Source organism: Cronobacter dublinensis subsp. dublinensis LMG 23823 (assembly GCF_001277235.1).
In the GTDB taxonomy this organism is placed as follows: Bacteria; Pseudomonadota; Gammaproteobacteria; order Enterobacterales; family Enterobacteriaceae; genus Cronobacter; species Cronobacter dublinensis.
Genome location: NZ_CP012266.1, coordinates 1,231,821 through 1,246,162, shown reverse-complemented (window position 1 = coordinate 1,246,162; position 14,342 = coordinate 1,231,821). Strand labels below are relative to the sequence as shown.

Sequence of the window (14,342 nt, the reverse complement as noted above, 5' to 3'; positions counted from 1 at the left end):
TGACATACTTTCGCAGGATAAAAGAGAGGCATTCGGCAGCCAGAAAAAGCAACAAAAATGCATTAATGGAACTTTAATTATAAAAATGATGAATAGTCACTGAATGATTTGCCTTCTCTGCCCACTAAGATGAAATGAGGTTATTGCCGGCTCCTGAGAAAAGCTACGCCTGTTTTAGCCGGAAAATCACAGCAAGGCGGTTAGAATATTGAACAACCACTTGACCATTTATGTTTAATCAGGACGGGAAATGGATAATAAATTTCTTGACTATTACAACAAAGAACTCACCTACATGAGGGAAATGGCCCAGGATTTCGCCATACGTCATCCTAAGATTGCCGCACGCCTGGGGATGCATGGCATTGAAATTGCAGACCCTTATGTAGAGCGCCTGATTGAAGCGTTTTGTTTTATGTCCGCCCGTATGCAAATCAAACTGGATGCGGAATTTCCTCTCTTTACCCAACGCTTACTGGATATTATTTACCCCAATTATACCTCTCCGGTGCCGTCCATGGGCGTGGTTCAGTTGAAGCCGGACTTTAAAGAGGGCGATCTCACTCAGGGTTATAAGGTTGCGCGTCAAAGCGCTTTCTATACGCCAATCGCACCTGGTGAAGCGACACGTTGCGAATTTCGCAGCGGTCATGAGGTCACTTTATGGCCGCTTGAAATCGCTGAGGCCCGTCTGACGTCGTTACCGCCAGATATTCCCTCGTCCGCCAAATTCCATTTCCCCCTTCAGCGGCTCAAGGGTGCACTGCGTATAAAATTGAAGCTGCATGAAGAACTGCACTTTTCGCAGCTGGACGGGCTTGATCAATTACCCATTTATATCGATGGCGATGAACGCGTGGTTTCTCACATCTTTGAGCTTATCCATACAGCGCATGTCGCCATGCTGGTCCGGGGGCAATCTGACGCAGGAACTGAAGATACGCTGATTGCGCAGTCACCGTTAGCCTTTGCAGGTCTGAATCCTGAACAAGGATTACTGCCCTTTCAATGGAATATTTTTCATGGGCATAACCTGCTCCTGGAGTATTTTGCCTGCCGCCAGCGCTTTTACTTTTTTACCCTGACACAGCTAAGTAAAGGCCTGAAGAATATCGACAGTAATGAAGCTGAGATTATCATCCTGCTGGATAATGCTCCGCAGGATTTAGTCGGTCACATTACAGCCTCACGGTTCCTGCTGTTTTGTACGCCCGTTGTTAATCTGTTTCCTAAACATATGGATAAGATTGAGGTCAACAGGGCGTTAAATGAATTTCATGTTGTGGCCGATCGCAGCCGGCCGCTGGATTATGAGGTTTTTTCGATTAGTAAGGTTGTTGGGCAGCAAGCTGAGACCAGCAATGAGGTCATTTTTAATCCTCTGTTCCAGACTCGTCATTACCATAATGGCAACGCCGGACGCTATTTTTCTCTGACGAGGCGCTCAAGGACGCTTGAAAAAAACGTTCGTAAATATGAAACGCGCACGCCTTATCGCGGGACCGAAGTTTTTATCTCGCTGGTTGACCAGCACGAAGCGCCATATAGCGACGCAATCCGCTATTTATCTATAGATGCACTGGTCACCAATCGCGATCTTCCGGCGTTACTTTCACGCACGGGCAGTTTTAATCTGACCATGACGGATGCGGCACCGGTTGAGGGTGCCAGATTCGTTTGCGCGCCCTCCGTCCCGCAACCGCCTTTCGCCAAAGATGAGTCCGCCTGGCGCCTGATACGTCAGCTCAGTTTTAACTATCAACCTCTGGCGGATATGCATCACAGCCCTGGCGGGGAAGCGCTGCGCAAGATGCTGCGTTTATTTGTCAGTCACTCCGATCATGAAGCCAATACGCAAATTGATGCACTGGTAGGTTGTAAAAGCGAACCGGTCATTCGTCGCTTACCCGATGATGGCTTGCTTATCTATGGCAGAGGCGTGCGTTGCACGCTGACAGTTGATGAAAATGGTTTCTCAGGAATAAGCCCTTATCTTTTCGGGCTCATCATGGAAAATTATATTGCCCGGCACGCTGCTATTAATGTTTTCACGGAGACGGAACTGGTGTCTATGCAGCGCGGACGCATTACCTGCTGGAAAGCGCGCCCCGGAAGGAGAGGTGTACTGTGATGACGCAGGAAAAAACACTTGCCTCGCCGCTCCCCACCCGGCTTCATGGCTGGTGCAATAGCGATACGCCCTGGCAATCGGGGTTCATCAGTACGCTGCGCGCCATCGCGGCCAGAACGCCTAATCTGCCAGCAATTGGCCATGCCGAGCTGCCTTCTCAGGAAGCCTTTCGTATTGGACAACGTGCTTATATGGCATTCGCGCCTCGCGAAATCGCCCGAATGGACTGGCGTGATGGCAAATTGCAGATGCAAATTTTTGGGCCAGGCATATGGGGTGCTCAGGGCGCCATGCCGCTGCATTTTACCGAGCTGGTTTATAGCCGCATTGAGAATCACGATTACGCTCTCGCCGATTTTGTTGATCTCTTTCATCACCGGGCGCTCTCGCATTTCTTCCGCGCCTGGTTTATTTCGCAGGATACGGCGACGCTTGACAGAACCGATGATGAAAAGTTCGCCTTCTATATTGCCAGCCTCGCGGGTCTCGACAGTCATGAAATCGCCACATCTTGCCTGCCTGCTCATGCCCGTCTGACCTCCTGCGCGCACCTGATACGTGAAGCGCGAAATCCTGACGGGCTGCTGGGCGCCATTCAGGATTACTTTCAGGTACCGATCAATATTAAAGAGTTTGTAGGCCAATGGATTGTACTGGATAGCCGTGATCAGACACAGCTGGGGAGCAGTGAAGCCGCAATGTTGCTTGGCCAGGGTGCGATTCTTGGCGAGACGGTGCTCGATCGTCAGCATAAATTTCAACTCATTCTGGGGCCGCTCAGTATTGAACAATATCTGCGTTTTAGTCCATGGGGACAGGATTTGCCGGTTATCAAGGAATGGGTGCGCAACTTTGTTGGCTTCGAATACGCATGGGAAGTGCAGCTGCTTCTTAAAGCGCAGGATGTGCCCCATGCCTCGCTGGATGGTACTCATCAGCTCGGTTACGCCAGCTGGCTTGAAAGAGAAGAGTCAATTAAACCGGTCTATGGCATGTGTTTTGAGCCAGAAATAAATCAACGCAGCTAAAAGTGCTGGCTGCTACTGAAAAGGCATTCAGCGTGTTATCGCGCAGTAAAGGATAAGCATAATGGACGCTACACCTGTGAAAGTTTCTGAATATTATCAATCGCTCGCAGAGCCTTTGGCAGGCGCGCTGCCCTGCGGCGTCAATCTGGAATATGACCCCGATTTTATAATGCTGCAATCCCGGCTGCAGCCAAGGCTTGATGCGGAATACGGCCATTTTACCGAGGCTGCTGAGCCAGTGAACTGGGCAGAAACCGAGCGCGACTGCTTTACTCTTTTTCAACGCAGCAAAGACATCAGGTTAATGATTATTCTGATGCGCTGCCGGCTGCGACAAATTGGCCTGATGGCGGTAGAAGAAGGGTTAATTGCCCTTTTTGCTTTACTTAAGCGTTGGCCAGACGATATTCATCCTCAGCTTTATGACGAAGGTGAATTCGATCCTCTAATGCGGATCAATGCACTTAACGATCTCGAAGATATTCACGGTTTTATTGGTGACCTGCGCAATCAACTTTTACCTAAAGCGGCCGGTACGCAAATTACGCTAAAGGTATTTGAAAAATCGCATGCCGTCCCGCGTGAAAGCGATGCGTTACCCGAAATAATGCTATCTGCGATGCGCCATGAATGGCGGGAACAGAATGAACCGACAATTCATTCTTTACAGCTGGCGAAGCACTGGCTTGATCAAATTAAAAGCTTACTGCCACAGCATGCCGGTGTTGATTTACCGGATTTCCCCAGCCTGAGCCAACTTTTGAAATTTTTTATCGCGCCCGATATGCAGGCTATGCCAGAGGTAGGGCCCAGCAATGAAAGCACGCCTGCGGAGACTGGCGAAGAAAGCGCAGCAACGGAGGTCATTACCGCCACAGAAACGCCAGCGATAGCAACATCTGCGGGGCAATTGCGCGACATTAACAGCCGGGCTGAGGCGCTTTCCCGCCTTAAGGAAATTCGCAGTTGGTTTATTAAGGCTGAACCGAGCAGTCCGGTAATACCGCTGCTGGCTTTTACTGAAAGAACCATCGGCATGCATTTTAATGCGCTACTGAAATTCATCCCTGCGGAATTGATCGCGCTGCTGGAAGCAGAAAAGGAATAAAGCATGAAAACGCCTATTTTCATGGGTGCGCTGCTCGTCGTCGCTGCAACCCAAACCCAAGCCTGTGAGCCAGATCTGAGCGACGGCGTTGGGCCTACCACGCTCTCTATTCCTTCGCAACGCTTTCAAATTGATGCGGATGCCCCGGTCAGCACGACAGTCCCGGTTTTCAGTTACGATTCGTCTGTGCAGGGCACACAGATTTCGTATATTAACTGTCTAAAAGGCACGCCGTACGGTAAAAGCCCTTATAATCTCGGCGCGCAGGATACCAGCACGAAACTTTATCCCACATCCATCCCCGGTATTGGTATTAAACTGCGCTGGAATAACTCCGCCGCTTTCGGGGATTTTCCTTCCGAAGGCGCGATGAGTTTTACCACGCCCACCGGGCGATTTATTTATTCCGCCGGCTCTTATTTCCGTGTTGAACTGTATAAAACACAACAGCGCCTCTCCTTAAAAAACCCCGATGGCGATATCGTTTTACCGCCCGGTGATATTGCTTATGACTGGGTTGAAATGAACAGCCTCAGCAATTATGCCCAGAAACTTAACATTGGACAGATAACCGTCGTCAGCACGCCATCCTGTACGTTCAATAATAATAAAATCGTGGATTTTGGTCTGGTCACCTCAGCTGACCTGGCGGCGGGAGGTATTGAAAAGGATCTTTCATTTGATATCACCTGCCAGTCTGACTACGGTAACTATTCTGCAACGGCAGCGATTTCAACCAACACGCCATCTACTGATAAAAAATACATTCAGGTAAAAGATGCGGTGGGCAACAGCGACAGAATGGGCATCGAAATCAGAAATGGTCAGGGTCAACAGATGCTCCTGGATGGCAGCACCAGCGAACTTCTGACAAATGTCACTTCCAACACGCCTGCCGCCTTTCACTGGAAAGCGAATCTCAAACCGACTGCCGGGGTTCTTCACCCGGCTAACGGCGATTTTTCCGCGGAAGCTGAAATTATCCTTCAGGTTAAATAATGGCTTGCTCAATGAACCGAACCACGCCTTCATCCCTCTTCGTCAGTATCGCCAGCTACCGCGACCCGGAGCTTATTCCGACACTCAAGGATATGCTAAAAATGGCAGCCAACCCGCAGCGGCTCCATATTACGGTGTGCTGGCAGGATAATAATGATATTACACCATTCCTTGACCAGGGCTTTACCGTTGCGTTTGTTGAAGATCATGAGAGCGGCGCCTTGTATAAACTCAGTTTCGCCGGTGCGATTATTGAGGTGATCAGCCTGCATTATTATACGAGCCAGGGGGCCTGCTGGGCGCGCCATATGGCTGAAACCCGTTTCGAAGACGAAGATTATTTCCTGCAGGTCGACTCCCATTGTCGCTTTATTGAACACTGGGATGAGGAGATGATTAATACGGTTGAACAATTACGCTCAATGAGCCCCAAACCGGTCTTATCCACCTATCCCCCGCCCTACGATCCCGATAATACCGAAGAGAGAAAACGCTATATCAGCAGGCTTATCTTTCGGGAATTTACGCCACAAGGCATTGTGATGCTTTCATCACGCCCGGTAACGCCAGCATCCCCGCTACGCTGCGGGTACCTGGCGGGCGGTTTTATTTTTGCGCAGGGAAGCTTTGTCAGGGAAGTGCCGAACGATCCGCAGATCTTTTTCGCGGGCGAAGAGATAGCCATGGCTGCACGCGCCTGGACCAGCGGATACGATATTTACTGCCCGCATAAAATATTGCTCTGGCATTTTTATGGCCGCCGACAACACCCGAAAGTCTGGGGCGATCACAGCAATGAGGCTAAGGCCACCGGCAGCGTTAAGATGGCATGGTGGGAGCGCGACAATATTGCTAAGCAGCGTGTGCGAACGTTGCTGGGTCTTGAAGCGCAGCCCTGCGAGATGGGGCGATATGGGCTCGGTACTGTGCGCGATTTTCCTTCTTTTGAGAAGGCGATCGGCGTTAATTTCCGCGAGCGCGCCGTTCATCCCGATGTGACTGGCGTAAATAAAGTGAGCTTTTTCGCAGAGGATAATTCTGGCGCGTCACAGAACGATAATGCGTTTATTTATCCCTACCGGAAAGTAATGAAGATCCCCGCTTCAGAACTGGATTATCAGCGTACGGATATTGCCTGGTGGCACCTCGGCGTTTATGACGAGACGAATACGCTGCTTTACCGACAGGATCTGACGCCCGAGTCACTAAAAAAACAGGTGACGCTCATCGAAGATCAGCTGGAAATCATCGTTGAATTTACTTCTCCTTCCGCTGTTGCACCGGCATCCGTACGTTTGTCGCCGTTTAGTCAAAGCGAAGGCTGGGGCGAGGTAGTGCAGAAACCATGGTAACGTGCGACGCGCTGTTTGAAAAAATGATCGCCACCGCCATTTTACTCTCGATGGACGGCATTATTCCTTCATTTTCCGGATTAAAACTCAGGCTGACAAATACGCTGGATCAGCTCTGTCATTCGCTTCTGACCGCCGGCGCACCGGAAGATGATGTCGACAGATTATGTAAAATCCTCTGCGCAGGTATTGATGCGTGCGCCCGTACAACGCTTGCCCGGCAACAACTAAGCTGGGAAGGTCATGCGCTGACTCACCATTATTATGGTTATGAAGAGACCTCTTCCGGCGTTGCTGAGCCGCTGGCGTCTCTGCTGCAGAACACGCATTTTCACTTTCATCTTTACGCAGAGCAGCTTCTGTTCTTGCTGTCCCCGCTTTTCCCGCAGGATAGCGCCTTACAGTCATTGTGGACGCAGGGCCGCGCGTCTTCAGCACCCCCCGACATTACCCGCGTCCTGCAGAATCAGGCCCCGCCCTGTAATGGCAATCAGCACCGCAGAAAAATGCTTTCCGTAACGGGCATTGGCTTAATAACCACTCTGGCCGGGCTATGGTTCTGGTGCGTGAACACGCTAAGCAGGCTGTATTAAATGGGTTTAGGGTATTCAGGCATCGTTCACGTGCTGACGGGTATTGTCGCGTTAGCCGCGTTTAGCGCCACGCTGGTGATAACAGGCAACGCCGCGCTGAATAACGCCTGCGCGGGCGCGGCGCTGATAGCAGGTCTGCTTTTTATCAGCCAGCGCGTCGCACGCGCCAGTAAGCAGACCTCTTCCCCTCCCGCCGCGAATCGCGAGCTGGTGATATTTATTGTCGGCCCGTTTGCAGCACACTGGTTTACCCGCTCTGGTATCGGCGCAGAATTGAGAGCAGAGCAGCAAACCCTCTGGTTGCTGGCAGCGACGGCCGAAGAGTTGCAGGCCCGCCTTAAGCCGGTGCAACTCAGGCACCCGCAAGCCGATATCCGCTTGTGGCTCCCGCTGCTACCCGATGGCTATGAAGAGGCTACGTTAATCGCAGAACAGCTGGATGCCTGGCAGCGTTCGATGGCCTCCTGTTGCTGGCCACAGGCCTTCCCGTGCTGCGTGACGTTTTACGCGAGGCTCAGCAATACCGACGCAGTATACTGGGCCGGTTTATCCGCTATCACGCCCTGGTCGGACACGCAGGCACCAGACCCTTTCGAACCGCTGGAAGCCGCCTTTACCGCCATGCAAACGGCGCAAGAGATCACCGCGCGCCAGCGAGGCATCATGGGTCAACGCCTGTTGCGCTGGGCAGAGGCCACTTCGCTTAACGCCGTGCTACTGTCGTTTATGGCGCACCCGGCGCTGCGTCTGAGCGGTATTGTTGTGGCTGACGATGGCAAAGGTTTCACGCGACACGGTGCGTGGGCGCGCTGGCTTGAAACTCAGTATGGCGTGCTACCGCCGCTCTCTCCCGCCCTGCTTTTGCCGCCGCTTCCTGAAGCGCTGGAAGCGCCCCGCTTTTTACCGGTACGTCAAAAAACGGCCCGCGCCGTAGGCCTTCTTCTGAGCGGCGCGGCGTTTATTCTGCTCGCGGCCTCGTTACTGAGCGCGTTCTGGAATGCCCGCGCGCAGATCCGGCAGACGACCTCACTTATCGAAAACCTCAGGGCTGTCGAGCCCTGGAACGTGAACGCACAGCGCGCAACGCTTAGCACGATTGAGGCGCAGCATCAGCGGCTCGCACGGTGCGCCGTCTCGCCGCAACTGACGAACTGGGGCTTATCCCCCTGCGCCCGGCTGGCGCGTGAGACGCAGGCGGTCATCGAACGTTACCGGGACCTGCCTTATTTCAGCTCGCAGGCGCCCTTATCGCTCTTTTCTTCCGGGAGCGCCCGCCTGCGTGCGCATAGCCCGGCGGCGCTGGCGCCGTTGCTGGCGCTCATCAGACAGCACCCCGCCCGACATTTTCTGATAATCGGGCATTCAGATAACACCGGCAGCACCGAGGTGAATCGTCAGCTTTCACTGGAGCGGGCTGTCGCCGTGCGCGAATGGTTGATGAAAGAGGCCTCGCTGCCCGCTACGCAATTCGCTATTTACGGTCTCGGCGACAGTATGCCAGTCGCCGGCAACGATACTGAAACCGGTAAAGCGCTTAACCGGCGGGTTGAAGTCATCGCTTTACCCGTCGACCCTGCCCAAAATAAGGAAATTCAACAATGAGTAATAAAGTGCAGCACTATTCACTTTATGAGGGGACGTTTCTGACCACCGCGCCGGTGCTCGACAGAAGTGTGAATATTCTCATGTTCCGCGATCCGGATAATCAGGAATATAACGTGATAATCAATCGCGCGACGCTCGATGAAGAGCAGACGCCAGAAGCATTTTGCGAATCGCAAATGGAGATTTTGCGCCATCAACTGCCCGGCTTTCAGCTCGAAGGGAAATTGCTGCGCCATGAAACTGGCCCGTCAAAATTGCCCGTAGTGCAAATCGCGAACCGCTATTTGCAGGAAGGGAAAACCATCCGCCAGGTGCAAACCATTATTCAGCTGCCGTATCACATCGTCACTAACCCGACGCGCCGTGAAGTCCTGATTTTCACCCTCTATTCTGAAACGGACTTTACGGAATTTCAGCGCAAACACTACGTGCAGATAATTAACAGCGTGAATCCGAACGCGTCCGCGCTGGCGCAATAATTCCCGCCTGAGCAATAACAGAAAGTGGGGCGCGCCCTCACTTTCTGTTTCAGGTATTACGCGCAACTGCGCCTACGCGGCGCGCTTATTCCACGGCATCGCCGCCAGTAATTTCGCCATACCGCACCAGCTCGTCACCCCGGCAACCAGCAGCCCGGCCCCGACAACGCCCGGAATAATATAAAAACCCGTCGCAAGCGTTGCGCCAGCAAGCGTGCCGCTCAATGCCAGTGTGCCCGCGACGATGTGCACCTGCCGCATCAGCGGTAATGGCTGGCGGCGATCGGTGATAACCGGGTAACCGGCAGCTTTCCAGGCGTTAATCCCGCCCTGCATGATTAGCGCGTTGGCCGGACGGACCGCGGCGATAAGCGGGTCTTTGGCTTTTTCGGTGCGCATCCCGCTCTGGCAGTGAAAAATGACCGTATCGGTCTCGCGCAGCGGCGCGTCGTTAAAACCACCTGGATAGCTATTTTCAGGCGACACCACACGAGCCCCGGAAATATGCTCGCGTCGCCATTCGTCATGGCCTCTGATATCCATCAGGATGGCACCGCGCTCGACAAGCGCCTTTGCTTCGGCAGGGGTGATAAAAACAGACGGCATATTATTCTCCCGGACAAAAAATATTTTTCAGCGTATGCACCACGGCGACGACCGCCTCATTTTTAATGTGATAGCGGATAAACCGGGCCTCCCGCACGCCTTCGATAAGCCCTTCGGTTTTCATGCGGGCCAGATGCTGAGACGTGGCGGAGGCACTGAGGCCGCTCATTTTGCACAGCTCGCCCGCTTCGGTACCGGGTTTGTCGATCAACATGCATAAAATCAACAAGCGCTGCGGGTGGCTCAGCGTTTTCAGTAGCGCGGCCGCGTTATCCGCCTGTTGTTGTAACAAATTCAGATCGGTCATATGAGAATAGTTTAGTATTTCCTAAATTTAGAAAATACTAAACTATTAGCCGGTACGCAACCGCCGCGTAAAATCAGCAGATGCCCTCCGGCTGGCACGCGATGCAAAAGCTGACGTCGCTCTGTTCACTGCGGTGCTTGAGAATAAAAAAGAGTGGATTTATGAAGGTACGCGCGGCCTGCATTCTTACTTTTAGAATTTTCCCCCCGGTTAACCCCGCGCGATGTTATCAGGGGGTCTCCGAGAGTCCGCCTGATGCCCGAAGCGGACGTTTCAGAAGCCAGCTGTTTCCAATAACAGACGTATTATCGAACCGGAAACTCATGTTTTTTAATAACCCCTCTCCGGTTCGAAAGGCTACAAACCATTTTCACGGGGTTATTTCTGTTGTAACCAGCGCTGAACGCCCGTTAATGCTGAGTCAATTGCGCCTGCCAGATAGCCCGAGAATTGCGGCGACCATTCACTGGCGATACCTGTCATCTCGCCAGACCACTCTCCTCTGGCGGGGAGTTGCTCAGGCATTGCGTGCCCGACTTCCTGCAGGAGATCAAATTCCGTTGCAGTAAACGGATCGGCCGCCCAGTCTTTTAAATACTCAGCCTCGGGCTCTGCTGCATCCTGCCCAAACAAGCGTACGAGCTGCTCCCGGCAAAGGCTTTTGAGAACAGCTTCGCTGACTGTCCATCTTGATTTTGCCGGTATGCCAATAAAACCAAAAATCGCCGTTTTGCCTGAATCTGGCTCGGATACATCGTGGATCTCAACCATTGGCCCTACGCGGCTTCCTGCATTCCCTGAAAGCTGCCGCTCATGCAATAAGTCTGTTTTATATACAGCGACATATTTTGCATGGGGAGCCATCCATGTCGGGATTTTCCGCCAGTTCGACAGCACCTGTTCCGGCATCGCCGGTATGAATTCTATTTTCGCTGCCAAAGCAGGAGGCAGAGCGAGGAAGACATGCTCACCGGAAAATACGGCTTTTTTACTGCTTTCGGACCGGGTATGGACCTGCACTTCCTTGCCAGCCCGGGAAACCGCCACCACCTGATGGCCGGTTTTAATCTTCTCAGCCGGGATCTGACTTTTAAGTGCCGCCGTCAGCGCCTGCATCCCTCCCTTCAGCCTGAAAGACGCCGGGGAACTCTCCAATGCCGGGTAGCGTTCGGGGGGCGAATCCAGCTGGCGTTCGTAAAGCATGTCACCCGGGCGGCCATGCGCGATTACCGGAAGGTTAAGCCGCTCAATCAGTTGCGCGAAGCCCGGTTGAATATCTGGCCAGAACCACGCTGCCCCCATATCTACATGAATGCCAGCGGAGGTGCCCGCCAGTTCCAGGCCTGACAGCACGCGCCCGCCGGTTCTGTCACGAGCCTCAAGGATCACATAATCAACACCCGCTTTTTCAAGCAGCGTGGCGGCATAAAGGCCGCTTATGCCCGCGCCAATGATAACCGCGCTCTGCTTCATAATGTCGCTCCGGTCAGGGTTGTCGGGCTGAGATGTCCCGTTTTCAGATAAAAAAGTGCGCCAGAGGCGGTGGCCATCAGAGCAGGCATATCGCCCGGTGGAAACCGCAGCCAGCTTCCTGCCCCATAGCAACCTTCCGGCGCATGGAGTTCCCCCTGCAGAAGAAGGATTTCTGCTCCGCCAACAAGCGGCGCACAGAAGATCCGCTCGCCCGGGGCAAGCTTCTGAAGCAGCACGGTTTCCAGGGGGCCGGAGAATAACGGGCAGATTTGCCTTTGCGGCTTACCATGCCAGTTAGCTGCCTCCTGAGTATTTATCCTGACCGGCTGGCGCTCATCGGCAGACATCTGGCGCAGCTTGACGAAAATAGTTGTGCCGTCGCGACTTGAGGGTTGGTGAGAAGAACCGTCCGGACTGCGCAGGTACCAGCCGGCAGGGTGATCTACACCGTTTTCGGTAAAAGTCCCCTCGAGCACCAGAATCTCCTCTCCGCCGGGATGGCTGTGTGCGGAAAATTCGGATCCGGGCGCATACCTGACAAGGCTGGTTGCGCGGGCCTGCTCGCGACCAATCCGGTCAAGCATCACGCGCTCAACGCCGGGCTGGGGAGAAGGTACCCACTGATAATCATCCGGGGTGACGATCGCACGCTGCGAAAAATCAGAATTCAGTAACATCATGGTCATTGATTAGACGGCCCCGCAGGGGGCCGTCTGCAGGCCTATTTGTTCGGAAGATTATCGTACACATCCAGGGCTCGCGCGGTATATGTCAGCGCTGCGCCGGTATTCAGGTTAATGGCAACGGCCAGCGCTTCGGCGATCTCTTCACGCGTGGCACCGTGCTTGACCGCAGCGTCCACGTGTACGGCCAGGCAACCGTCACAGCGGGTGGTGACAGCCACGGCCAGTGCAATAAGTTCATGGGTTTTAGGATCGAGGTGCTTGTTTTCTGACGCCCCTTTATCCATCTGCTGAAAGCCTTTCATAAACTCTGGCTGCAGTTTGGCAAATTTGCCGATGGTGGCGAGCAGGCCACTGCGATATTCATTCCAGTTTAAGAACATTGAAAACTCCGGTTGTTGTTTGTCTCAGAAAAGCCATTACATGACGTCGAAAATACGCACGTCAGGCGCGCTGTTTAAATACGGTTTTAAACCGGCTACGACATCCTGCGTGAACAGTGGGCTGTTTAGGTATGCCTGCGCCTGCGCCACGGTCGTAAAACCGTGTAACACCTGGACATCCTCGTCACGGACAAGCAGCTCTTTAGAGGTGGCACCCTCGATGGTGGTCAGAAACGGGGTTTTGTATTTCTGGTATACCCTCGCGGCTGCCGCACGGTTTTCATTACTGATATCCAGGGTGATTTGCAGATAAGCCATCGTTCTCTCCTTCGCTCAGGGTTGAGGTAACAGGCCCGGTTAAAAACCCGGCCTGTATTACCTTTCGTTGAGGGCGATTATCAGAAAGCCAGACAGCTTCAACAAATCAGATAATCTTGCGAAGCAGAGAAGAAATTCTATGTCGCAGTTTGTGGTGGGGAAAACATTACCCTCCCGGCGTGATTGCCGGGGCAGCGGAATACCTGAGAGGGCCGTTATGAACAGTCCGAGACGACATCCTGAAGAAGCCAGTCGTGGAAAACCTTTACTTCATCACGCATGACTTTTTGCTGCGGGGTGACGAGATAATAGGACCACTTAAGCGGCCACCGATGGTCCGGATGAAGCTGGGCCAGCTGTCCGGTTTCGATAAGCTTTTTCACCAGAGCGTAGCGGACAATAGCCACGCCCCTGCCGCTCAGGGCCGACAGGATCACCGCTGAGGTGGAGTTGATATGCAGCCCGCTTTCCAGTGCTTCGGGGGCACCGACCGCCATCAGCACATCATTCCATGACGGAAAATCCGCCCCCGGATGGGGCGTGTCATCGTAAATGAGTTTTTGCCTGGCGAGCCATTCACTGCAGGCTATTTTCCCGGACGGCACCATGTGGGGACTGCAGACCAGTACCGCTTCCTCATCCATCAGCCAGGTTTTATTCACGCCTGGCCAGTCGCCCTGGCCGCAGCGAATACCGATATCCGCCTCGCCATGCGACACGTCCATCAGCTTTTCCGTGACGTTAAGCCGCAGATCGATATTTTCGTGCGTTTCCGAAAACCGGTTCAGGCGATCCATAAGCCAGTTCATCATCAGTACCTGCGACGCCGTCACCACCACCACTGAGCGCGACCGGCGACCACGAAGCTTGTTTAATCCGGTTTCCAGTTTGTCGAGCCCTTGCGAGATGTCCTGCAGTGCCTCCTGCGCTTCGTCAACCAGCGTCAGCCGCTCTTTTCCTGAGCGGGTGCGGTGAAGAAGCGGATGGCCGACCAAGTCTTCCAGCGAGCGTACCAGCTGGCCTACTGCGGCGGGCGTAACGCCCAGCTCCTGAGCCGCGCCGGTAAAGCTGCCATGCCTGGCAGTGGCTTCAAAAGCGTGCAGCCATTTAAGTCGGTTTAGCGATCGCATTGGGATTATCCTGATTCATTCTTTTCCTCAGTATACGCCAGCGAGAAAGATTTTCTTTCCTGAGTCGCAATTTCTTCTCAGTCGTCAATCAGGGGCCCGGGTGGCATTCTGATTTCACACGATGAGGAGCACGGCTTTTCATCAATG

15 protein-coding genes are annotated in these 14,342 nt (G+C 53.3%); 8 read left to right on the top strand and 7 right to left on the bottom strand.

The genetic code is table 11. The annotated features are described in order from the left end of the window. The first annotated feature begins 250 nt into the window (after positions 1–250). From tssF to AFK67_RS05680, 8 genes are all read left to right on the top strand, one after another. Positions 251–2,131, top strand: a complete 1,881-nt coding sequence (gene tssF, locus AFK67_RS05715; RefSeq protein ID WP_007728512.1) for a type VI secretion system baseplate subunit TssF — start codon at positions 251–253, stop codon at positions 2,129–2,131. After that, positions 2,131–3,159 carry a type VI secretion system baseplate subunit TssG gene (tssG, locus tag AFK67_RS05710; protein WP_032967513.1) on the top strand — a complete coding sequence of 343 codons (1,029 nt, stop codon included), beginning with the start codon at positions 2,131–2,133 and terminating at the stop codon, positions 3,157–3,159. Before tssF ends, tssG begins: the two co-directional genes overlap by 1 nt. 61 nt (positions 3,160–3,220) lie before the next feature. After that, on the top strand, positions 3,221–4,267 hold the full coding sequence (locus AFK67_RS05705) for a type VI secretion system protein TssA (protein ID WP_007728517.1): 1,047 nt from the start codon (positions 3,221–3,223) through the stop codon (positions 4,265–4,267). Between the two features lie 3 nt (positions 4,268–4,270). Continuing rightward, positions 4,271–5,266 (top strand): fimbrial protein, encoded by a 996-nt coding sequence (locus tag AFK67_RS05700; protein ID WP_007728520.1) that lies wholly within the window; start codon positions 4,271–4,273, stop codon positions 5,264–5,266. An 11-nt stretch (positions 5,267–5,277) separates the two neighbouring features. Then, complete coding sequence (locus tag AFK67_RS05695) at positions 5,278–6,618, top strand: GlcNAc-transferase family protein (RefSeq protein WP_038884039.1); 1,341 nt, start codon at positions 5,278–5,280, stop codon at positions 6,616–6,618. 23 nt (positions 6,619–6,641) lie between these two features. Next, positions 6,642–7,211 carry a DotU family type IV/VI secretion system protein gene (locus AFK67_RS05690; protein WP_235047922.1) on the top strand — a complete coding sequence of 190 codons (570 nt, stop codon included), beginning with the start codon at positions 6,642–6,644 and terminating at the stop codon, positions 7,209–7,211. After that, a complete protein-coding gene (locus tag AFK67_RS05685; protein WP_007728534.1) occupies positions 7,212–8,813 on the top strand; it encodes an OmpA family protein in 1,602 nt (533 codons plus the stop codon). Then, on the top strand, positions 8,810–9,295 hold the full coding sequence (locus tag AFK67_RS05680) for a DcrB-related protein (protein ID WP_007728535.1): 486 nt from the start codon (positions 8,810–8,812) through the stop codon (positions 9,293–9,295). Before AFK67_RS05685 ends, AFK67_RS05680 begins: the two co-directional genes overlap by 4 nt. A gap of 72 nt (positions 9,296–9,367) precedes the next feature. Here the strand turns inward: AFK67_RS05680 and AFK67_RS05675 are convergent, their stop codons facing one another. The 7 genes from AFK67_RS05675 to AFK67_RS05645 all read right to left on the bottom strand — a co-directional run bounded on the left by AFK67_RS05675 (position 9,368) and on the right by AFK67_RS05645 (position 14,195). Then, a complete protein-coding gene (locus tag AFK67_RS05675; protein ID WP_007728537.1) occupies positions 9,368–9,901 on the bottom strand; it encodes a rhodanese family protein in 534 nt (177 codons plus the stop codon). Between the two features lies 1 nt (position 9,902). Further along, positions 9,903–10,208 (bottom strand): ArsR/SmtB family transcription factor, encoded by a 306-nt coding sequence (locus AFK67_RS05670; RefSeq protein ID WP_038884042.1) that lies wholly within the window; start codon positions 10,206–10,208, stop codon positions 9,903–9,905. A gap of 378 nt (positions 10,209–10,586) precedes the next feature. Further along, complete coding sequence (locus AFK67_RS05665) at positions 10,587–11,681, bottom strand: monoamine oxidase (RefSeq protein WP_007712970.1); 1,095 nt, start codon at positions 11,679–11,681, stop codon at positions 10,587–10,589. Continuing rightward, positions 11,678–12,367, bottom strand: a complete 690-nt coding sequence (locus AFK67_RS05660) for a cupin domain-containing protein (protein WP_234015169.1) — start codon at positions 12,365–12,367, stop codon at positions 11,678–11,680. The genes AFK67_RS05665 and AFK67_RS05660 overlap by 4 nt, the downstream gene beginning before the upstream one ends. Before the next feature lie 35 nt (positions 12,368–12,402). Then, a complete protein-coding gene (locus tag AFK67_RS05655; protein ID WP_007712977.1) occupies positions 12,403–12,747 on the bottom strand; it encodes a carboxymuconolactone decarboxylase family protein in 345 nt (114 codons plus the stop codon). Positions 12,748–12,783: 36 nt separating this feature from the next. Further along, a complete protein-coding gene (locus AFK67_RS05650) occupies positions 12,784–13,065 on the bottom strand; it encodes a hypothetical protein (protein WP_007712980.1) in 282 nt (93 codons plus the stop codon). Positions 13,066–13,280: 215 nt separating this feature from the next. Beyond that, positions 13,281–14,195, bottom strand: coding sequence for a LysR substrate-binding domain-containing protein (locus tag AFK67_RS05645; RefSeq protein ID WP_007712984.1), 915 nt, complete (start codon positions 14,193–14,195; stop codon positions 13,281–13,283). Between the last annotated feature and the right edge of the window lie 147 nt (positions 14,196–14,342).

Bases quoted from the DNA above. Each gene is read 5' to 3' on its own strand.
- AFK67_RS05680 (WP_007728535.1), top strand. From the start codon at position 8,810: ATGAGTAATAAAGTGCAGCACTATTCACTTTATGAGGGGACGTTTCTG.
- AFK67_RS05645 (WP_007712984.1), bottom strand. From the start codon at position 14,195: ATGCGATCGCTAAACCGACTTAAATGGCTGCACGCTTTTGAAGCCACT.
- AFK67_RS05690 (WP_235047922.1), top strand. From the start codon at position 6,642: ATGATCGCCACCGCCATTTTACTCTCGATGGACGGCATTATTCCTTCA.
- AFK67_RS05675 (WP_007728537.1), bottom strand. From the start codon at position 9,901: ATGCCGTCTGTTTTTATCACCCCTGCCGAAGCAAAGGCGCTTGTCGAG.
- tssG (WP_032967513.1), top strand. From the start codon at position 2,131: ATGACGCAGGAAAAAACACTTGCCTCGCCGCTCCCCACCCGGCTTCAT.
- AFK67_RS05650 (WP_007712980.1), bottom strand. From the start codon at position 13,065: ATGGCTTATCTGCAAATCACCCTGGATATCAGTAATGAAAACCGTGCG.
- AFK67_RS05695 (WP_038884039.1), top strand. From the start codon at position 5,278: ATGAACCGAACCACGCCTTCATCCCTCTTCGTCAGTATCGCCAGCTAC.
- AFK67_RS05705 (WP_007728517.1), top strand. From the start codon at position 3,221: ATGGACGCTACACCTGTGAAAGTTTCTGAATATTATCAATCGCTCGCA.
- AFK67_RS05685 (WP_007728534.1), top strand. From the start codon at position 7,212: ATGGGTTTAGGGTATTCAGGCATCGTTCACGTGCTGACGGGTATTGTC.
- AFK67_RS05665 (WP_007712970.1), bottom strand. From the start codon at position 11,681: ATGAAGCAGAGCGCGGTTATCATTGGCGCGGGCATAAGCGGCCTTTAT.
- AFK67_RS05700 (WP_007728520.1), top strand. From the start codon at position 4,271: ATGAAAACGCCTATTTTCATGGGTGCGCTGCTCGTCGTCGCTGCAACC.
- AFK67_RS05655 (WP_007712977.1), bottom strand. From the start codon at position 12,747: ATGTTCTTAAACTGGAATGAATATCGCAGTGGCCTGCTCGCCACCATC.
- AFK67_RS05670 (WP_038884042.1), bottom strand. From the start codon at position 10,208: ATGACCGATCTGAATTTGTTACAACAACAGGCGGATAACGCGGCCGCG.
- tssF (WP_007728512.1), top strand. From the start codon at position 251: ATGGATAATAAATTTCTTGACTATTACAACAAAGAACTCACCTACATG.
- AFK67_RS05660 (WP_234015169.1), bottom strand. From the start codon at position 12,367: ATGACCATGATGTTACTGAATTCTGATTTTTCGCAGCGTGCGATCGTC.